Origin of the sequence: Glycomyces tenuis DSM 44171 (assembly GCF_000427885.1) — a bacterium.
Lineage (GTDB): Bacteria > Actinomycetota > Actinomycetes > Mycobacteriales > Micromonosporaceae > Glycomyces > Glycomyces tenuis.
This window is the reverse complement of sequence record NZ_ATYW01000015.1, coordinates 96,827-116,596: the sequence shown is the minus strand read 5'-3', so window position 1 is coordinate 116,596 and position 19,770 is coordinate 96,827. Positions and strand designations below refer to the sequence as shown.

Genomic DNA, 19,770 nt, shown 5'->3' with positions numbered 1-19,770 from the left:
CGCCATGACTCGGGCGAACGGTGCGCCGGGGGCCGGAGCGCGAATGCGTTCCGGCCCCCGGTTTCGCTTTGCGCCACACGCGTGATCGTCCACCACCGCGATCGGCGCCGATGCTAAATCGTTATAGTGTCGCCGCTCATGCGCCCCGCGCCGAAAACCCTGTGCCGCAGGCGAAATCCCTGCTAGAAGCCCGCTCGTCCACCGAACCGGGCCGGGTGCAACCTGCGCGAGGCTACTAGCGTGTCGTAAGCAGAATCAACGCGTCAATCCCTCGGAAAACAAAAGGGACTTCAACAGATGATCAAAAAAGCCCTGAAAGGGTCACTGGCCGTTGCCGCCGGCGTCGCGGTCGGCCTGGGAGCCGGCGGAGTCGCGCTGGCTCAGGACGGCGACGACGCCCCCACGGCCGTCACCGGATCCTTCGTCGACCTCGGCGACGGCATCATCCTCAACGGATCGCTCCCCGGCGAAGGCTCGTCGGTCAACAAAGACGTCGAGGCCAGCCTCCTGGGCCTCCAACTGGGCGAGGGCGACGTCCGCCTCGTCTACTGCATCCAGATCGAAGTGGGCCTGCGCGGCAGCGACGTCCACGAGGAGCGCACCTGGGACGAGGTGCCCGTCGAGGACCTGCCGAAGGTGCTCGGCGTGCTGCTCGCCGGCTACAACGGCTCCAACGCCGCCGAGCTCATCGAGGCCGCCGGCGTCTCCGACAAGGACATCAGCCCTTACACTCCCGAGCAGGTCGCCTACGCCGGCACCCAGGCCGCGGTCTGGGCCCTGACCGACAAGTGGGTCATCGACGAGGACCCGACCGGCGGTGAGCAGGGTGTCGACGAGGCCGTCGCCGCCATCCAGACGCACCTGCTGGAGACCGAGCCGGCCGACGAGCCCGACATGGACCCGTACTTCGAGGCCGACGACTCCGAAGCGGTCGTCGACGGCACCACCTACGGTCCCTTCACCGTCTCCACCAACCTCGGCTCGGTGAGCTTCACCCAGCCCGAGGGCGCGACCATCGTCGACGAGAACGGCGAGGAGGTCACCGAGTTCACCGACGGCCAGACCTTCTACGTCGAATTCGACGAGGAGAAGTCCGGCACCGTCTCACTGGTGACCGACTCGGTCATCTGGACCACGCCGGTCGGCCGCGTCTTCGTCCCGGTCAACGAGGAGAACATCCCCGGCCAGAACCTCATCCTGGCCGAGGCCCACGAAGAGGAGATCGCCGCCGAGCTCGAGTTCGAGATCGTCGTCGAGGACGTCCCCTCGGAGAGCCCTTCGGCCCAGCCGCAGCTGCCCGAGACCGGCACCAGCCTGACCATGGTCGCCGGCATCGGCGCCGCCGTCGTGGCCGCCGGTGTCGTCGCGCTGGTGCTCATGCGCCGCCGCGCCGCCACCGCGGGCGCCGACTGGGGCGGGGACGGCGAGGAGAAGTAGCCGATCCCGTCCGCCGCGGACCCTCGCCTGAGCGCGACCCGCGACACGGAATCTGAGACAAGGCCCACACGCCCGCTGGTGTCACCGGCGGGCGTGTGGCATACTTGCCGACGTGAATCAGAACGCGCGATTTTACTTTTACTACGGCACGGATCGTCCGAGCCGTAGGTCGTCGCGCTGACCACAGACCTACAGCCCCGGGCGATGAGCCCGGGGCTTTTTCCGCGCCCAGGGCCCGAACCCGGACAATCGATCCGAAACATTGAAGGAGAAGCCCTGATGACCGCCACCACTGCCGACCAGACCGGGACCGACGAGCTCGGCGAGCTGCGCACCCGGATCGACACGCTCGACAACGAGATCATCCGCCTGTGGAAGGAACGCGCGGACGTGTCCAAACGCGTCGGCGAGATCCGCATGGCGGGCGGCGGCACCCGCCTCGTCCTCGACCGCGAACGCGCCATCCTCGACAAGTACCGCCAAGCCCTCGGCGAGGACGGCACGCAGATCGCGATGCTCATTCTCCGAGCCGGCCGCGGGCCGCTCTAGAGGGAGCGCGGAGGCCCGCCGTGTCCGGCGGGCCGCCCCCCCGGCGGCCGTCCGGCGAAGCGCGCGAGACGGCGCGGACCCGACCCGCGGCCGCTGTGGTGCGAGCCGTGTCAGGGCGCCGGGGCATAATGGCTTACCTATGAGTCACGACGCCATCGAAGCCCTGCTGACCGGCCTCAACGAACCGCAGCGACAAGCCGTGGAGCACGCCGGTTCGCCCCTGCTCATCGTCGCCGGAGCGGGATCGGGCAAGACCCGCGTCCTCACCCACCGCATCGCCCACCTCCTCGCCGAGCGCGGCGTCCACCCCGGCCAGATCCTCGCGATCACCTTCACCAACAAGGCCGCCGCCGAGATGCGCGAACGCGTCGACGCCCTCGTCGGGCCCCGCTCGCGGGCCATGTGGGTCTCCACGTTCCACTCGGCGTGCCTGCGCATCCTGCGCCGCGAGGCCCACCGGCTCGGCTGGAAGTCGAGCTTCACGATCTACGACACCGACGACGCCCGGCGGCTGCTCACCCAGATCGTCAAGGAACTCGGCCTCGACTCCAAGAAGCACTCGCCGCGCTGGTTCGCCGCCGAGATCTCCCGGTTCAAGAACGAGCTCATCGGGCCCGAGCGGGCCGCCGCCGAGGCCGACGACGCCCGCAGCCGGCTCATCGCCGACGTCTACGCCCAGTACGACGAGCGCCTGCGACTGGCCGGCGCGGTCGACTTCGACGACATCATCGGCACCACCGTCCACCTGCTCCAGGCCTTCCCGGAGGTCGCCCAGTCCTACCGGATGCGGTTCCGCCACGTCATGGTCGACGAGTACCAGGACACCAACCACGCCCAGTACGTCCTCGTGCGGGAGCTCGTCGGCACCGGCGAGGACGCCGCTGAGCTGTGCGTCGTCGGCGACGCCGACCAGTCCATCTACGCCTTCCGCGGCGCCACGATCCGCAACATCATCGAGTTCGAGCGCGACTACCCCGACGCGAAGACGATCCTCTTGGAGCAGAACTACCGCTCCACGCAGACGATCCTCGACGCCGCCAACGGCGTCATCCGCAACAACACCGAACGCGGCCGCGAGAAGCGACTGTGGAGCGACGAGGGCGCGGGCGCGCCCATCCTCGGCCACACCGGCGACAACGAGCACGACGAGGCCGCCTGGGTCGCGAACCGCATCGACGAGCTCGTCGACGCCAAGGAGACCGCCTTCGGCGACGTCGCGATCTTCTACAGGACGAACGCTCAGTCCCGCGCCTTCGAAGAGGTCTTCGTGCGCCGCGGCATCCCCTACAAGGTCGTCGGCGGCGTGCGCTTCTACGAGCGCAAAGAGGTCCGCGACCTTCTGGCCTACCTCAAGCTCACCGTCAACGGCGACGACACCGTCTCGGCGCAGCGAGTCGTCAACGTGCCCAAGCGGGGCGTCGGGGACCGCGCCGTCGCCGAGATCGAGGCGCTCGCCGCCCGGCACCGGATCTCCTTCCCGGCGGCCCTGCACCGCGCCGACGAGGCCGCCGGTGTCTCGGCGCGGGCCCGCGGCGGCATCAAGCGGTTCTGCGAGATCATCGACGAGGCCACCGAACTGGCGCGCACGGCCGGGCCCGAAGAGGTCCTCGACAAGCTCATCGCCGACACCGGCTACCTCGAAGGGCTCGAGCAGAGCACCGACCCCAGGGACGAAGGCCGCGTGGAGAACCTCCAGGAGCTCGTGGCCGTCGCCCACGAGTTCACCGAGCAGGTCGTGCGCGGCGCGGCCGACGCCGTCGACGAGGAGCCCGACATGGCCGCCGACGTCGCCTCGTTCCTGGAGCACGTCGCGCTGGTCTCCGACGCGGACTCCATTCCCGACCCCGAGGCCGGGGACGGCGGCGTGGTGACGCTGATGACGCTCCACACCGCGAAGGGCCTGGAGTTCGACACCGTGTTCCTCACCGGCATGGACGACGGCATGTTCCCGCACGAGCGGTCCATGTCGAAGCCGAGCGAGCTGGAGGAGGAGCGGCGGCTCGCGTACGTGGGCCTCACCCGGGCCCGCAAGCACCTGCACGTCACCCGCGCCGGGACGCGGAACGTGTTCGGGCAGCCGGAGTTCTACGCCGCCAGCCGCTTCCTCTCCGAGATCCCCTCGGGGCTGATCGAATGGACCGAGGCGGCGCCGCCGCCGCGCCCGCCGAAGGGCCGCACGCCCTCCTTCGGGCAGCCGATCGCGATCCGCGACCCGGCGGACGTGCCGTCCTTGGAGGTGGGGGACAGGGTCACCCACGACAAGTGGGGCCTGGGCCGGGTCGTCGAGCTCAAGGGCTCGGGCCCGAGGGCGCAGGCGCGCATCGACTTCGGCGACGGCGAGCCCAAATGGGTGATCCTCAGGCTCGCCCCGATCACGAAGCTTTAGGGCCTGGTTAAGCATCCTGGACGGGCGTTATCCGGCCCGTTTGCCCCGCCCGTCGCCCACCGCCACCCGACATCGTGCTCGCTGCGCTCGCTCTGAAGGGAAGGCTGCGTTGTCGGGGCGACCAGATCCAACACCGGGATCTGGGCGCCCCTCCGCCCTCGTGGCGACGCTTGCGAGCCATACCTTGGCACTGCGAGCGAACAAATGGACTCGGATACCGCCTCGCCCGGGATGCTTAACCAGGCCCTAGGTCAGCTCCAGACCGGCCGATTCGAGGTAGCCGATCGGCTCCACCGGCTCGCCGTCCACATGCACCTCGAAGTGCACGTGCGGGCCGAGCGAGAAGCCGGTGTTGCCCGCGTCGGAGATGTGCGTGCCCGCCTCGACCCACTGCCCTTCGGCGACGACGATCTCCGAGTTGTGGGCGTAGTAGGTCTCGACGCCGTCGCCGTGGTCGATGACGACGAGGTTCCCGAAGCCCGACTCCCATCCGGCGTAGGCGACGGTGCCGGGGGAGGCGGCGTAGACGGGCGTGCCGGTGGCCGCCGCGAAGTCGATCCCGTTGTGGTTGCGGCCCCACCGCTGCCCGAACAGGGACGTGATGTTGATGTCGTCGAGCATCGGCTGCCATTCGATCTGCGCCGGCTGCGCGGCGATCGGCGAGTCGCGCTGCTCGGCGGCGGCTTCGCTCGGCGCGGCCTCGGCCGCGGCGGTCGCCTCGGCCGGCGCGTGCGAGGACCGCTCGCCGGAGGGCTGCTCGGCCGAACCCGTTGCGGGGGCGGCGGTCTCCTCGGCGATCGCGGCGATGTCGGCGACGGCGTCCGAGGCGGCCGGGTCGGGCTCGTCGGCGGGAAGGCCAGCGGCGCCGGCCATGGCGACGATCGAGGAGGCCGCGACGGCGGAGCCGACGACGGCGGTGTATCGGCGCTGCGTTCCGTCGATCAGCGGGGCGAGTTCGGCCGCCCACGAGGCGCGGTGCTGGCCTCGCATGCGGTGCGGCCGGGTGGCGTGGCGTCGGATCGTTCCGGCGCCGGCCGGTCCGGGTCGGGACATCTATCCTCCGGGTTCGTGGCTGCGCTCATCGCGACGCGCCCGCGGGCGGGCGCAAACGTGAGCATGACAACCGGAACACCGTAACGCCGCCTCGCGCGGCGGAGCGAGATTCGTCACCGGTCGGTGTGTCGCAGCGCCTCCTGCGACTCGGTGAAGATCCGCACCACTTCGGGCCGGATCTCGGCGCGTTCGGTGAGTGTTCGGCCCCAAGGGATCCGGATGGCCTCCTCGACGCCGCCGACCGTGACGACGTAGTCGCCGCCGGAGCCGTCGAGGCCGGTCATGCGGGCCGCGGTCGCCTCGGGGCGGCCGCCGAGCCCGCGGCACATCACGAGCGTGTCGGCGGCGTGGTCCTCGTTCATGTGCCGGCGGACCGCGGCGACGACGTCGGGGCCGAACGGGTTCTCGCCTTCGCTGAGGTGCGAGGCCAGCGCCGCCAAGACCGATCCATTGTGGTCGTATGCGGTGAGGACCTCGTCGATGAGGTCCTCCCGCTCGGCCTCGTCGAGCTCGGCCTCGTCCAGCAGCGAGCGGTAGGCGTCCTTGAACGCCCCCGGGTCCGGGATGCCGGTGAAGTCGTAGAAGGCCGCGCCGCCGTCCGCGAAGTCGAAGCTCCGGCGCGCGGCCTTGCCGAAGGCCTGCCCGCCGGAGAGGTCGCCGAGGTAGCGGGTGTAGGCGTGGGCGATGTAGCCGCCGGGCCGGGCGCCGGCGGCCCGTTCGATCCGCTCGACGTAGCCTCGGGTGGCCGCGAGCGGCGCGATCGCGGTGCGCCAGTCGGGCCCCAGGAGGAATTCCAGATCGGACGCGAGCGCGTCGAGCCGCGCCAGCTCGCCGAAGACGAACGGCCCGGCGACCGGGTGGCCCCTCCAGTGCTCGGCGGCCGACTCGATCGCCTCGTACACGAAGTATTGCTGCGCATGCCAGCGCGTGTAGTCGCCCAGTGGGAGCGTGCCCTCGAAGAGCCGGCCGAACACGCCGGGCGCCTCGCCGTCGCCGTCGCCCGGATCGAGTGCCCGATGCCTCGACCGGCTCGCTTCGCGGACGCGGACCGAGAACGGCGTTGACGCGATGTCGCTTGCGGTGTTCGCCGGCATGTGCGGCCCCCCAAAGTGATCAGCGTTCCCATTCGATGGTAAGGCAAGCCTAAGCTACCGCGTCTCGGAGGGCCGTGGACGCGATCGCCGGACCCGTCATCAAGGACGGATCGAGCATCGGAGAGAATAATGCGAGTCGTACTCACACGTTCGACTGAAGCCAGAAATGGCCTGAGAATCACGTCGCAGGACTTTCCATGTGCGAGAGGACTGTGGCACGATGGCTGTACTGGTCCCCTTGAACAATACGGAACTCAGCAACTCACGGGAGGCCTCGTGAAACCGGTCAGACTGCTCAAGAAGGTCGCTGCCACCGCCGCGGCTGGTCTCCTCGCGTTCGGCATCGTCGCCGGAACCGCCTCGGCGGCCAGCGCCGGATCCGGTGAGATCGCGAGTGCCGGCTCGGGCGAGATCGCCAGCGCCGGTTCAGGTGAGATCGCCGGCGGCTCCGGCGAGATCGCCGGCGGCTCGGGCGAGATCGCTTAAGGCCGCGCTGCGGCCGAACAGCGCTCGGACGGTGTGCCGGTGATCCGAGAGCGGTACCCCCGACTATTCCGGGTCATGCCATGGGTGATCACCGGCCTCATCCTCTCGTGCGGCGTCGCCGGACTCATCGGGTTCGGCCCTCCTGACGGCTTCCCGCTGCTCGAACTCGCCTTCTTCGTGCCCGCCGTCACGGTCGCCCAGGGCCTGCTGGTGCAGCATCACGCCCGCGGGATGCGCATCTCCTTCAACCTCACCGACATCCCGCTCGCCCTCGCCCTGTTCTACCTCTCGCCGTTCTGGGTGGTGGCCGTCAAATTCGCGGCCTCGACGCTCTTCTACGGCTCCCGCTACCTCCGCACCGACATCGGTGCGCTCAAGCCGCTGTTCAACATCGGCCTGACCTCGACCGGCACCGTCGCGGCGGCGCTGTTCGTCCAGTACGCGGGCCTGCGGGCGGCGACCGACCCCTACACGTGGCTCGTCCTCATCGTGGCAATCGTCATCATGGGGATCGTCACCACGGCCTTCATCTCACTGATGCTGTACTTCCTGTCCGGGTGGGACAGCGTTGTCAAAGCCTGGATCGGCTTCGCCCTCACCATGGCCGGCCCCGTCGTCGCCGCCTGCGTCGGGCTGATCTTCCTCATCCTGCTCGACGCCACGCTCTGGGCGGGCCTGCTCGTCGGCTTCGTCGTCGTCGCCGTGGTCTACCTGGCCCGCAATTACATGCGGCTGCGCCGCCAGCGGCACGTGCTCTCCGAGCTCAACGACTTCACGCAGCTCGTCGTCGACTCGGTGCGCTCCAACCGCCTCATCGACGCCATGCTCGGCCGCCTCCGCGAGATCCTCTCGGCCGAGTCGGCCACCGTCTGGGTCCCGGCCCGCGGCCGCTACCCCGAGATCCGCCTCACCTCCGGCGTCGACGACCCCGGCCTGACCGACCTCGACCCCGTCCCCGGCAGCCTCCAGAACCAGGTCATGGCCTCCGGGGAGGGCGTGCTCGTGACCCCCAAGAACGGCAACCGTTCTCAGCACGCCGAGCTGGAGGCCGCGGGCCTGCGCTGCGCCATGCTCGTCCCGCTGCGCTCGGGCGACGAGGTCTACGGCTGCCTGTCAGTGGCCGACCGCATAGGCGGTGAGCTGTCCCACTTCGTGCCCGGCGACCTCCAACTCCTCGAGACCATCGCCGCGCACGTCAGCATCGCCGTCCAGAACGAGCGGCTCGTCGACCAGCTCCGCTACGACGCCTTCCACGACCCGCTCACCGGCCTGGCGAGCCGCCGCCGCTCCCTTGAAGCGCTTGCCGAAGCGATCGCGATCACCGTGCCCGGCGAGGTCGTCGCCGTCCTCATGTTCGACGTCGACGGCATGCACGAGATCAACGACGCCCTCGGGCACGAGGCGGGCGACGCCCTCCTCACCGAGTTCAGCCGCCGCCTCGCCGAGCACGCCCCCGACGCCTCCTTCATCGGCCGCATCGACTCCGACGAGTTCATCCTCCAGACGCGGCTGCCCTCCACCGAGGCCGCCGCCGACACCGCCAGGCGGCTGCGGAGCGAGGTGCAGGGCCCCTTCGAGTTCGGCGGCGTCGCCGTCGAGGTCTCGGCCGCCGTGGGCGTCGTCACCCACCCGGACTTCGCCACCGACGCCGACGAGCTCCTCCAGCGGGCCGACACCGCCACCCGCCAGGCCAAGCAGGCCGTCGACGGCGTCCAGACCTACCACTCGGGACTCGAATCGGAGAGCCTGCGCCGCATCGGCCTCGCCTCCGACCTGCGGCGCGCCCTCGACCGCGGGGAGCTGGAGGTCCACTTCCAGCCGAAGGTCGCCCTCGAGAGCGGCGCCCTGGTCGGCGCGGAGGCGCTGGTGCGCTGGCCGCACCCGACGTACGGGCCGCTCTCGCCCGAGGAGTTCATCGCGATCGCGGGCAGCACCGGGCAGCTGGGGCGGCTCACCGAGATGGTGCTGGCCGAGGCACTGCGCCACTCGGTCGAGTGGGCGAGGGAGGACGGGCCGCTGCGCATGGCGGTGAACCTCTCGCCGCGGACCCTGGCCGACGCGGCCTTCCCCGAGCGGGTGGCCGAGCTGCTGGCCGGTCACGGCGTGCCGCCGGACCGGTTGACCTTCGAGATCACCGAGGACGACATGGTCACCGACGGCTCGCGCCTGGCCCCGGGGCTCGACCGGCTGCACGAGACGGGCGTGCGGCTGTCGGTCGACGACTTCGGCACCGGCTACTCCTCGCTGGCGTACCTGCGGCGGCTGCCGATCCAGGAGATCAAGATCGACCTGCGCTTCGTGCAGGGCATGGCGACCGACGCCGACGACCGGGCGATCGTCAAGGCCGTGCTCGGCCTGGCCAGGCACTTCGAGATCGACGTGGTGGCCGAGGGCATCGAGTCGCACCAGACGGTCGAGCAGCTGCGCTCGATGGAGTGCGAGATCGGCCAGGGCTACTACTTCTCCCGGCCGCTCCCGCCCGACCGCTTCGCGGCCTGGCTGGACACCCAGGGCGGCGGCAAGGGCTCGGGCCGCCTCAGGGCCGTCTGAGCGGATGTGGCCTGAACCGCATCACCGGCCCCGCTTCGGACGAGCGGGCCGAATCATGTACTCTTGTCAAGGCCGCGTGAGAGCGCGAGCGCCCCAATAGCTCAGTCGGCAGAGCGTCTCCATGGTAAGGAGAAGGTCAACGGTTCGATTCCGTTTTGGGGCTCGGAGACACTGCGACATACGGCGGCGAGCCTCGCGAACCGCACGCGCGGTGTCCTGTGACTGCCTCCGACGAATATCCTGATGGCAGTGGGCGCACGGCGGTGTAGCTCAGTGGTAGAGCAAACGACTCATAATCGTTGTGTCGCCGGTTCGATCCCGGCCATCGCTACTTTTGTTCAGCGTCGACTACCGAGCTAGGCTAGTCGACGCTTTTGTTTTGTCCGACCGGCGCGCCCGAGGCGCGCTGCTTCACGAGGAAGGCACTCATCGTGGCCAAGGCTACCGACGTTCGCCCCAAGATCACCATGGCGTGCGTGGAGTGCAAGGAGCGCAACTACATCACGAAGAAGAACCGGCGGAACGACCCCGACCGGCTCGAGCTCAAGAAGTACTGCCCGCGCTGCAAGACCTCGCGAGTTCACAAAGAGACCCGCTAGGCTCCGCGCGCCCGGCATGCTCAACGCTTCGTATGCAGGGCGGACCCTGCCGACCACCGGACCGGTGGCGATCACCGCCGAGTCGGTGTCGCGTTTCGCGCGCGCCCTCGGGCTGAGCGACGCCGCCTCCGTGCCGCCCACGTATCTGATCACCCTCACGCTGCCCGCCGCGGACCCGCTCATCGACGACCCCGAGTTCGGGCTCGACTGGTCGAAGGTCCTGCACCGCGAGCAGCGCTTCGCCTACCATCGCGAGCTGCGCGCGGGCGCCGAGGTCACCTGCACGCCCGTCGTCGAGTCGATCAAGACCGTCGCGGGCAATGACCTGTTGACACTGCGCACCGAGGTCGCCGACGCCGACGGGCTCGCCGCCGAGGTGTGGACCACCCTCTTCGTCGCCGGAGACCCCCAGTGACCGAGCTCGCCGACCTCACCCCCGGAGACCGGGTCTTCGCCGCCTCCTTCCCCGTCTCGCGCGCCGACCTCGCCGCGTACGCCGAGGCCTCCGGAGACCGCAACCCCATCCACCTCGACGAGGCCGCCGCCAAGGCCGCGGGCCTGCCCGACGTCATCGCCCACGGCATGTACACGATGGGCCTCATCTCGCGGGCCGTGCTCGAATGGGCGGCCGAGGCCGGCCTTGACGCCTCGCTCGGCGAGTTCTCGGCGCGCTTCGCCAAGCCCGTCGTCGTCCCGGCCGGGACCGGGGCCGTCGTCGACGTGGAGGCCAAGGTGCGCAAGGCCGAGACCGGCTCGGTCGAGCTCGCGATCACGGCACTCAGCGGCGGCGAGAAGGTCGTCGCCCCGGCGCGGGCCACGCTCACTTCGAACTGAAGCGGGCGCCGCCGTCCGGCAAGCGCGATCCGACGCGCCCGCACCGCTGCGGAAAGCCGTTACCGCCCTGTCGTGGCGAGCGCGCCCCTCCTTCACTCGCCGTAGGCGAAGAAGCCCTTGCCGCTCTTGCGGCCCAGTTCACCGGCCGCCACGAGCCGGCGCAGCAGCGCCGGCGGGAAGAACTTCGGGTCGGCCGTGTCGTCGTAGATGTTCTCGGTGGCGTGCGTGATCACGTCCACACCGGTCAGGTCCGCCGTCGCCAGGGGCCCCATCGGGTGGCCGAAGCCCAGGCGGCAGGCCGTGTCCAGGTCCTCGGCCGAGATCACCCCGTCTTCGACCAGGCGCGCCGCCTCGTTCACGAAGGCGCAGATCAGCCGCGTCGTCGCGAAACCGGCCACGTCCCGGTTCACCACCACGCAGGTCTTGCCCGCGCTCTCGGCGAAGGACCGCGCCCGCTCCAGCGCCTCGTCGCCGGTGTGCAGCCCGCGCACCAGCTCGCACAGCCGCATCATCGGCACCGGGGAGAAGAAGTGCGTGCCCACCACCCGCTCGGGGTGCGCGGCCGCCGCGGCGATCTCCGTGATCGGGATGGCCGAGGTGTTCGTCGCCAGCACGGTCTCGGGCCCGCAGACCTCCGAGAGCCGCGCGAAGACCTCCTGCTTGACGTTCAGGCGCTCGAACACCGCCTCGACGACGATCTCGGCGCCGGCGGCCGCGCCCAGGTCGGTGGTGGAGGCGATGCGGCCCTGCGCCGCCCGCGCCTCGTCCTCGGCGACCTTGCCCTTCGCGACGAACTTGTCGAGGGAGTCGCCGATGGACGCCCTCGCCCGCTCCAGGGCGCGCGGATCGCTGTCGATCAGCGTCACGTCCCAAGCGCCGAGGGCCGCGACCTGCGCGATGCCCGAACCCATCAGTCCCGAACCGATTACCGCCACATGCGCCATGGGCAGAGGCTATATGGTCGAAGGCATGGCGGTCAATCTCACCAGGATCTACACCAAGACCGGCGACGACGGCACCACCGGCCTCGCCGACTTCTCCCGCGTGCCGAAGACGCATCCCAGGCTCGCCGCCTACGGCGACGTCGACGAGCTGGGCGCCGCCGTCGGCACGGCGCTGGCGTTCGCCGGCGGCGAGATCGACGAGCACATGACCGCGATCCTCCTGGCGGTCCAGAACGACCTGTTCGACGTGGGCGCCGACCTGTCCACTCCGGTCGCCGAGGACCCGAGGCATCCGCCGCTGCGCATCGACGAGGGCTACGTGACGCGCCTGGAGGGCTGGATCGACGAGTTCAACGCCGAGTTGGAGCCGCTGCGGTCCTTCGTGCTGCGCGGCGGCTCGCCGGGCGCGGCCCTGCTGCATCAGGCGTGCACCGTCGCCCGCCGCGCCGAGCGTTCGACGTGGACACTGCTGGAGGCCGAGCCGGAGACGACCCACCCGGTTCCGGTCACCTACCTCAACCGGCTCTCCGATCTGCTGTTCGTACTGGCGCGCACCGCCAATCCCGGCGGCGACATCCTCTGGCAGCCCCGGAAGTCGCAGCAGTAACACCGGTTCATTCTGGACACTGCTGCCCCTGCGTTGCTGAATTGTTACGCCTCGCGGACCGTCGAGCCTTGACCTGAGCGGTAACACCGGCAAAAATATGATCGGTAACATGCACCTAATGAATTCAAATCCCTCAAAATCTCACTCCAGTAGAAAGGCAGCACTCCCGTGCTCAAGAAATCCCTTGCCGGCCTAGCGGCCGGAGCACTCCTCCTCAGCGCGGCGGCCTGCGGCTCGGGCGACGACGGCGGCGGCGGTTCCGAGGACGGACTGGTCGTCGGCTTCGCCCAGGTCGGCGCCGAATCGGCCTGGCGCACCGCGAACTCCCAGTCCGTGCAGGACTCGGCCGCCGCCGACGACCGCATTGCCGACCTCCAGTTCGTCGACGCCCAGCAGGAGCAGGAGAAGCAGATCGACGCGATCCGCAACTTCATCACTCAGAAGGTCGACGTCATCGTCCTGGCACCGGTGGTCGAGACCGGCTGGACCGACATCCTCACCGAGGCCGAGCAGGCCGGCATCCCCGTGATCCTCGCCGACCGCGGCATCGAGGCCGCCGACGAGGACCTCTACGTCACCCGCATCGGCTCCGACTTCGTCGAGGAGGGCCGCAAGGCCGGCACCTGGACCACACAGGAGTTCGCCGAGAACGACACCACCCGCATCCTCCAGCTCGAAGGCACCGTCGGCGCGGCGCCGGCCAACGACCGCAACGAGGGCTTCTTCGAGGTCCTCGACTCCGAGGGCTTCTCGTACGAACTGGTCGACTCCCAGTCCGGCGACTTCACCGCCGAAGGCGGCAAGGCCGTCATGGAGACCTTCATCTCGACCCACGGCCTCGACGACATCGACCTCCTCTACGCCCACAACGACGAGATGGGCCTCGGCGCGATCCAGGCGATCGAAGAGGCCGGGTACGTGCCGGGCGAGGACATCAAGATCATCATCGTCGACGGCTCCAAGGCCGGATTCCAGGCCGGCGTCGAAGGCAAGCTCAACTACATCGTCGAGTGCAACCCCGCCTTCGGCGACCAGCTGATGGACCTCGTCGTCCAGGTCGCGAACGGCGAGGACGTCGAGAAGTTCACCCCCGTCGAAGAGGGCGCCTTCACCGCCGACCAGTTCGAGGCCGAGCTGCCCAACCGGCAGTTCTAGACGGTCGACCGCCCCGCGTCCGGGCGGCGACGGCGAGACCGAGTCCCGCCGGCCGCCCGGACGCCCCAGCCCTCCGACCCGTCCACCGAGCGAAGGTGAGAGCCCATGTCCGACGAGCCGATCGTCCAGATGACCGGCATCACGAAGGACTTCACCGGAGTCCGCGCCCTCGACGGCGTCGACTTCACCCTCCGGCCCGGCGAGATCCACGCCATCATGGGCGAGAACGGCGCCGGGAAGTCCACACTGATCAAAGTCCTCACCGGCGTCCACAGCCCCGACGCCGGACGGATCCTCCTCGACGGCCGGCCGGTCCGCTTCCACAGCCCCGGCCACGCCCAGTCCGGCGGGATCTCCACGGTCTACCAGGAGGTCAACCTCACCGACAACCTGTCGGTGGCCGAGAACCTCTTCGCCGGGCGCGAGCCGCGCCTGGGGCCGTTCATCAACTTCCGCGCCATGCGCCGCCGCGCGCAGGCCCTGCTGTCCGACATCGGCGTCGACCTCAACGTCGCCGCGCCGCTGTCGTCCTACTCGATCGCCACGCAGCAGCTCGTCGCCATCGCCCGCGCCGTCGACATCGAGGCCAAGGTCCTCATCCTCGACGAGCCGACCTCCTCGCTCGACCGCGAAGAGGTCGCCGTGCTGCTGCGCGTCATGCGCACCCTCGCCGACAACGGCTGCGCCCTGGTGTTCATCTCCCACTTCCTCGACCAGGTCTACGAGATCTGCGACCGGATGACCGTGCTGCGCAACGGGAGGCTCGTCGGCGAATGGGCCACGGCCGAACTGCCGGAGAACGAGCTCATCGGCCACATGCTCGGCCGCGAGATCGAGGCGCTCGAAGCGCTCGAACGGCGCTCCTCCGCAGGAGGCGCGGCCGAAGCGGCGCCGCTCGTCTCCGCCAAGGGCCTGGGCCGCAAGGGCGCCATAGCCCCCTTCGACCTCGACATCCGCGAAGGCGAGGTCGTCGGGCTCGCCGGGCTCCTCGGCTCGGGCCGCACCGAGACCGTCCGGCTCATCGCCGGAGCCGACCGCCACGACTCGGGCGCGATCGAATTCGACGGGCGAAGGCTCGGCGGCCACAACCCCCGCACCGCCGCCGCGCGCGGCATCGGCTTCTGCCCTGAGAACCGCAAGACCGAAGGGCTCGTAGGGGAGCTGACCGTCGCCGAGAACATGATCCTCGCGATGCAGGCCTCCCGCGGCTGGGCCAGGGCCATCCCGCCCGCCCGCCGCGCCGAACTGGTCGCCGAGTTCATCGCCAAACTCGACATCCGGCCGGCCAACGGCGACCTGCCGGTCAAGAACCTCTCCGGCGGCAACCAGCAGAAGGTCCTCCTGGCCCGCTGGCTGCTCATCGAGCCGCGCCTGCTCATCCTCGACGAGCCCACCCGCGGCATCGACGTCGGCGCCAAGGCCGACATCCAGCGCCTGGTCGCCGAGCTGTCCGAGGGCGGCATGGCCGTCCTGTTCGTCTCCGCCGAGCTCGAGGAGGTCACCCGGCTGTCCGACCGGATCGCCGTCCTGCGCGACCGCGAGCTCATCGACGTCCTCCACCAGGAGTCCGACATGACCACCGAACGCATCGTCGACACGATCGTCACCCGAGGGGGCGCCGAATGAGCAAGGCGTCCAACGCGGGCCGGACGGCGGGCGAGGGGCGGGCCGGCGCCTACCTCAAGCGGCTCATGTGGCCGCTCATCGTCCTCGCGGCCCTGCTCATCGTCAACATCGCCGTCACCGGCTTCGACTTCATCGTCCCCGACGTCCACGACGACCGGCTCTCCGGCGCGTTCGTCAACATCCTGCGCCGCGCCGCGCCGCTGCTGTTGATCGCGCTCGGCATGACGCTCGTCATCGCCACCAAGGGCATCGACCTGTCGGTCGGCGCGGTCTACGCCATCGGCGCGGCCATCGCCTGCCAGTACCTGGCCGGCCGCGACCAGTCCGCGGTCGGGGCCGTCGCCGCCGCCGTCGCGCTCGCGCTCGCGATCGCCGCCCTCATCGGCGCCTGGAACGGCACCATGGTCGCCCACTTCGGCGTCCAGCCGATCGTGGCGACCCTGATCCTCATGATCGCCGGACGGGGCATCGCCCAGCTCATCACCGGCGGGCAGATCCCGACCGTCGCCGACAGCTCGCCGTTCGTCGAACTCGGGCGCGGCGCCATAGCGACCGTCCCGGTGCCGATCTGGATCGGCGCCGCCGTCTTCGCCGCGCTCGTCCTGCTCACCCGCACCACCGCCCTGGGCATGCTGCTCGAATCGGTCGGCGGCAACCCCGAGGCGTCCCGCCTGGCCGGGATCCGCTCCAAGGGCATCACCGTCCTGGCCTACCTCATCGCCGGGACCTGCGCCGGGCTCGCCGGGCTCATCGGCGCGGCCAACCTCGGCAGCGCCGACGCCAACAACGGCGGCTTGTGGATCGAACTGGACGCGATCCTCGCGGTCGTCATCGGCGGCACCGCGCTCATGGGCGGCCGGTTCTTCCTGCTGGGCACCACTGTCGGCGTGGTCATCATCGGCACCCTCGAGGTCACCATCATCAACGTCGGCCTGTCCAGCCAGTGGCAGTTCACCGCCAAGGCGATCGTGGTGTTCATCGTCGCGATGCTCCAGTCGCCGGAGTTCCGCGCCTGGATCCTCAGACCGTTCCGGCCCAGAGCGGCCGAGCCGGCGCCCACCGACCCCGACCCCGAGAAAGCCCTCGCCAAATGAGCAGCACCACGCTGACCGAGCGGCCGACCCGCTCCACGCTCTTCGACGGCCTCAGCCGCTACATCCCCGTCGGCGCCACCGTGGTGCTGCTGGCGGCCATGTACCTCGGCGGGATCGCCCGCTACCGCAACTTCGACAACCCGCAGCTGATCCCGGACCTGTTCATCGGCAACGCCGCGCTCCTCATCGTCGCCGTCGGCATGACGTTCGTGATCCTCTCGGGCGGCATCGACCTGTCGGTGGGCTCGGTGATGGCGTTCTCGACGATGGCCTGCGCCTGGCTGACCGTCGACGCCGGACTCCCCGCGAGCGTCGCCGTCCCGGCCGTGCTCGCCTTCGGGGTCCTCTCGGGCACCTTCACCGGCGCGGTCATCCACTACTTCAACGTGCAGCCGTTCATCGCGACTCTGGCGGGCCTGTTCCTCTACCGGGGCCTGACGCTCCAGATCTCCGACCACGACGTGTCCATCAGGGAGATCGACTTCTTCTCGTGGGGCATGGAGCGCGTCGAGTTCGGCGACCCGCGGGACGGCGGCTTCAGCCTGCCGTACATCTCGTTCATCGCCTTCGCCGTCGTCATCGTCGCGTTCGTCGTCCTGCACTACACCAGGTTCGGGCGCGGCGTGTACGCCGTCGGCGGCTCCGAGCAGTCGGCGCTGCTCATGGGCCTGCCGGTGGCGCGCACCAAGATCGGCGTGTACGCCATCAGCGGCTTCTGCGCCGCGCTCGGCGGCGTCGTCGCCGCGTTCTACACCAAGAGCGCCAACCCGCTCGCCGGCGTCGGCTTCGAACTCGACGCGATCGCGGCCGTCGTCGTCGGCGGGACGCTCCTGACCGGCGGCGCCGGCTTCGTCCTCGGCACGGTCGCGGGCGTCATGGTCATGGGCCTGCTCTCGACGATCATCGCCTTCCAGGGGAACCTGTCCTCGTGGTGGGCCAGGATCGTCGTCGGCGTCCTGCTGCTGGCCTTCATCCTGCTGCAACGGGTCCTGGCCCGCTCGGGGGAGAAGCGCAAAGGCTGACCGGGACGGCGCCGGGGCCGCAGGCCCCCCACTGGCCGGCGGCCCCGGCGCTCGGCGCTACCGCGGCGCGAGCTCGACGCGGCGCAGCAGCTGCGCGTTGAGCGCCACGACGATCGTCGAGGCCGACATGAGCACCGCTCCGACGGCCGGGCTCAGGGTGAACCCGGCCCAGGCCAGCACGCCCGCCGCGAGCGGGATCGCGACGACGTTGTAGCCCGCCGCCCACGCGAGGTTCTCGATCATCTTGCGGTAGCTCGCCTTCGACAGCCGGATCACGCCGCTGACGCCGCGCGGGTCCGAGGAGGCCAGCACCACTCCGGCGGACTCGATCGCCACGTCCGTGCCCGCGCCGATCGCGATGCCGACGTCGGCCCTGGCGAGCGCCGGCGCGTCGTTGACGCCGTCGCCGACCATCGCCACGGTCAGGCCCCGGCCCTGGAGTTCGGCCACGGCCCGGTCCTTGTCGGCGGGCAGCACGTCCGCGAAGACCTCGTCGCGTCCGGTGAAGCCGAGGTCGGCGGCGACGGCCTCGGCGACGGCTCTGGCGTCGCCGGTGATCATCGCGATCGTCTCGATCCCCTGCGAGCGCAGCTCGGCGATGGCCTGCTTCGCTTCGGGCCGGATCTCGTCTTCGAGCGCGATCGCGCCGAGCACCCGGGACGGCCCGAGATCGACCAGGTACAGGACCGTCGCTCCGCGGGCCGACCAGCGCTCGGTCTCGCCGCCGAGTTCGCGCGGGGCCTCGGCGCCGAGCTCGCGCAGCAGCGCGGGCCCGCCGACGGCCAGGCGCCGCCCGTCCACGGTGGCCTCGACGCCTCTGCCGGTGCGGGAGCGGAAGTCGCTCGCGTGCGCGCCTTCGCCGTGCGCGTGGCCGTGGTGGGCGACGATCGCCCGCGCGAGCGGGTGCTCGGAGTCGGACTCGACGGCGGCGGCCAGGTGCAGGACCTCGCCCGAGTCGACGCCGTCGGCTCCGGCGATCCCGGCGACGGTGTGCTCGCCTTTGGTGAGCGTCCCGGTCTTGTCGAACAGGACGGCGTCGACGGTGCGCATCCGCTCGATCGCGAGCCGGTCCTTGACGAGGATCCCGGACTTCGCCGAGACCGCGGTGGTGATCGCGATGACGAGCGGGATCGCCAGGCCGAGGGCGTGCGGGCAGGCGATGACGAGGACCGTGACGGTCCTGACCACGCCGGAGGCGACGTCGCCGACGAGGGACCAGACCGCGAAGGTGACGGCGCCGACGCCCATCGCCACGTAGAACAGGGCGGCGGCGAAGCGGTCGGCCAGGACCTGGCCTCTGCCGCGCGAGGACTGCGCCTGCGAGACGAGGCGCTGGATGCCCGCCAGGGCCGTGTCGTCGCCGACGGCGTCGACGCGGACGCGGATCGCCGAGTCGGTGGCGACCGTCCCGGCCACGACGCGTTCGCCCGGGCCCTTGGGGACGGGCTTGGACTCGCCGGTGATCATGGACTCGTCGAGTTCGGCCTCGCCTTCGGCGATCTGGCCGTCGGCGGGGACGCGGGCGCCGGAGCGGACCAGGACGAGGTCGCCGACGGCCAGTTCGGCGACCGGGACCGAAGCGGCCCGGCCGTCGGGGCCGATGCGTTCGGCCTCGTCGGGCAGCAGGGCCGCGAGCGCGGCGAGCGCCCCTTGGGCCTGGCCGATGGCCTTCATCTCCTGCCAGTGGCCCAGCAGCATGATCGTCACCAGCGCGCCGAGCTCCCACCAGAAGTCGAGGTCGAACAGGCCGAACGCGGTGGCGAGGGAGGCGGCGTAGGCGACGGTGATGGCGGTGGCGATCAACAGCATCATGCCGGGGGCGCGGCTCTGGATCTCGCGGACGCCGCCGACGAGGAACGGCCGGCCGCCGTAGCCGAACACGGCGGTGCCGAGCACGGGGCCGACGAGCCCGATGCCGGGGAAGTCCAGTGTGTACCCGAACCAGTCCATGATCATGGGGCTGGTGGCGACGAGCGGGACCGTCAGCGCCAGCGTCAGCCAGAACTTGCGGCGGAAGGCCTCCGGGTCGTGTCCGGCGTGCTTGTCGTGCCCCGCGTGGGAGCCGTGGCCCGCCTGGGCGGTGTGGTCGGGGTGCGCTTGGCGGTGCTCGTGCGGAACGGGGGCCCCGGGCTCGCGGGCCTCATGGCCGTGGTGCCCGTGCTCGGCCCGGTGGCGCTCGTGGTCCGCGTGTTCGGCCTGGTGGTGGCCGTGGTGCCCGTGCGGGGCGTGGTGGTCGCTCATCGTCGGCTCCTTCGAGGGTCGTCGTACGCCTCAGCACAACATACCCTAGGGGGGTATATATTCCAAGGTGCCGAACGCCACTGCGACTCCTCG

17 protein-coding genes and 2 tRNA genes are annotated in these 19,770 nt (G+C 70.4%); 15 read left to right on the top strand and 4 right to left on the bottom strand.

Going from position 1 to position 19,770, the window contains the following annotated elements; genetic code table 11:
* Positions 1–297 precede the first annotated feature (297 nt).
* From YWW_RS0116530 to pcrA, 3 genes are all read left to right on the top strand, one after another.
* Positions 298–1,437, top strand: coding sequence for a thioester domain-containing protein (locus YWW_RS0116530; protein WP_026930970.1), 1,140 nt, complete (start codon positions 298–300; stop codon positions 1,435–1,437).
* A 279-nt stretch (positions 1,438–1,716) separates the two neighbouring features.
* Positions 1,717–1,986: a chorismate mutase gene (locus YWW_RS0116525; protein WP_026930969.1), complete on the top strand. Its 270-nt coding sequence runs from the start codon at positions 1,717–1,719 to the stop codon at positions 1,984–1,986.
* 139 nt (positions 1,987–2,125) lie between these two features.
* Positions 2,126–4,372: a DNA helicase PcrA gene (pcrA, locus tag YWW_RS0116520; RefSeq protein ID WP_026930968.1), complete on the top strand. Its 2,247-nt coding sequence runs from the start codon at positions 2,126–2,128 to the stop codon at positions 4,370–4,372.
* A 246-nt stretch (positions 4,373–4,618) separates the two neighbouring features.
* Here the strand turns inward: pcrA and YWW_RS31065 are convergent, their stop codons facing one another.
* The gene (locus YWW_RS31065) at positions 4,619–5,425 is read right to left on the bottom strand and encodes a M23 family metallopeptidase (RefSeq protein WP_081687523.1); all 807 of its coding nucleotides are present in this window, start codon (positions 5,423–5,425) and stop codon (positions 4,619–4,621) included.
* A gap of 113 nt (positions 5,426–5,538) precedes the next feature.
* Entirely contained in the window at positions 5,539–6,519 is a 981-nt protein-coding gene (locus YWW_RS36935; RefSeq protein WP_051325920.1) for a biliverdin-producing heme oxygenase, read from the bottom strand.
* A gap of 276 nt (positions 6,520–6,795) precedes the next feature.
* On the opposite strand from YWW_RS36935, the gene YWW_RS0116505 reads away from it, so the two are divergent.
* From YWW_RS0116505 to YWW_RS0116475, 7 genes are all read left to right on the top strand, one after another.
* Entirely contained in the window at positions 6,796–7,005 is a 210-nt protein-coding gene (locus YWW_RS0116505; RefSeq protein WP_026930967.1) for a hypothetical protein, read from the top strand.
* 75 nt (positions 7,006–7,080) lie between these two features.
* Positions 7,081–9,555 carry a putative bifunctional diguanylate cyclase/phosphodiesterase gene (locus tag YWW_RS31055; protein WP_051325919.1) on the top strand — a complete coding sequence of 825 codons (2,475 nt, stop codon included), beginning with the start codon at positions 7,081–7,083 and terminating at the stop codon, positions 9,553–9,555.
* A 90-nt stretch (positions 9,556–9,645) separates the two neighbouring features.
* A tRNA-Thr gene (locus YWW_RS0116495) sits at positions 9,646–9,718 on the top strand.
* Positions 9,719–9,814: 96 nt separating this feature from the next.
* Positions 9,815–9,886: transfer RNA gene (locus tag YWW_RS0116490), tRNA-Met, on the top strand.
* A gap of 100 nt (positions 9,887–9,986) precedes the next feature.
* Positions 9,987–10,154 (top strand): 50S ribosomal protein L33, encoded by a 168-nt coding sequence (gene rpmG, locus YWW_RS0116485; protein ID WP_342673579.1) that lies wholly within the window; start codon positions 9,987–9,989, stop codon positions 10,152–10,154.
* A 16-nt stretch (positions 10,155–10,170) separates the two neighbouring features.
* Positions 10,171–10,569, top strand: coding sequence for an FAS1-like dehydratase domain-containing protein (locus tag YWW_RS31050; RefSeq protein WP_051325918.1), 399 nt, complete (start codon positions 10,171–10,173; stop codon positions 10,567–10,569).
* Complete coding sequence (locus YWW_RS0116475; RefSeq protein WP_026930965.1) at positions 10,566–10,988, top strand: MaoC/PaaZ C-terminal domain-containing protein; 423 nt, start codon at positions 10,566–10,568, stop codon at positions 10,986–10,988. The genes YWW_RS31050 and YWW_RS0116475 overlap by 4 nt, the downstream gene beginning before the upstream one ends.
* Before the next feature lie 92 nt (positions 10,989–11,080).
* Here YWW_RS0116475 and YWW_RS0116470 read toward each other — a convergent pair whose 3' ends face one another.
* Positions 11,081–11,932 carry a 3-hydroxyacyl-CoA dehydrogenase family protein gene (locus tag YWW_RS0116470; RefSeq protein WP_026930964.1) on the bottom strand — a complete coding sequence of 284 codons (852 nt, stop codon included), beginning with the start codon at positions 11,930–11,932 and terminating at the stop codon, positions 11,081–11,083.
* Positions 11,933–11,957: 25 nt separating this feature from the next.
* Between YWW_RS0116470 and YWW_RS0116465 the strand changes: the two genes are divergently transcribed.
* From YWW_RS0116465 to yjfF, 5 genes are all read left to right on the top strand, one after another.
* Positions 11,958–12,539: a cob(I)yrinic acid a,c-diamide adenosyltransferase gene (locus YWW_RS0116465; protein WP_026930963.1), complete on the top strand. Its 582-nt coding sequence runs from the start codon at positions 11,958–11,960 to the stop codon at positions 12,537–12,539.
* Between the two features lie 168 nt (positions 12,540–12,707).
* Complete coding sequence (locus tag YWW_RS0116460) at positions 12,708–13,694, top strand: ABC transporter substrate-binding protein (protein WP_026930962.1); 987 nt, start codon at positions 12,708–12,710, stop codon at positions 13,692–13,694.
* 105 nt (positions 13,695–13,799) lie between these two features.
* Positions 13,800–15,320 (top strand): sugar ABC transporter ATP-binding protein, encoded by a 1,521-nt coding sequence (locus YWW_RS0116455; protein ID WP_026930961.1) that lies wholly within the window; start codon positions 13,800–13,802, stop codon positions 15,318–15,320.
* Complete coding sequence (locus YWW_RS31045) at positions 15,317–16,414, top strand: ABC transporter permease (protein ID WP_081687522.1); 1,098 nt, start codon at positions 15,317–15,319, stop codon at positions 16,412–16,414. The genes YWW_RS0116455 and YWW_RS31045 overlap by 4 nt, the downstream gene beginning before the upstream one ends.
* Positions 16,411–17,436, top strand: coding sequence for a galactofuranose ABC transporter, permease protein YjfF (yjfF, locus tag YWW_RS0116445; protein WP_026930960.1), 1,026 nt, complete (start codon positions 16,411–16,413; stop codon positions 17,434–17,436). Before YWW_RS31045 ends, yjfF begins: the two co-directional genes overlap by 4 nt.
* Before the next feature lie 57 nt (positions 17,437–17,493).
* Here yjfF and YWW_RS31040 read toward each other — a convergent pair whose 3' ends face one another.
* Positions 17,494–19,677: a heavy metal translocating P-type ATPase gene (locus tag YWW_RS31040; protein ID WP_081687521.1), complete on the bottom strand. Its 2,184-nt coding sequence runs from the start codon at positions 19,675–19,677 to the stop codon at positions 17,494–17,496.
* Positions 19,678–19,770 lie beyond the last annotated feature (93 nt).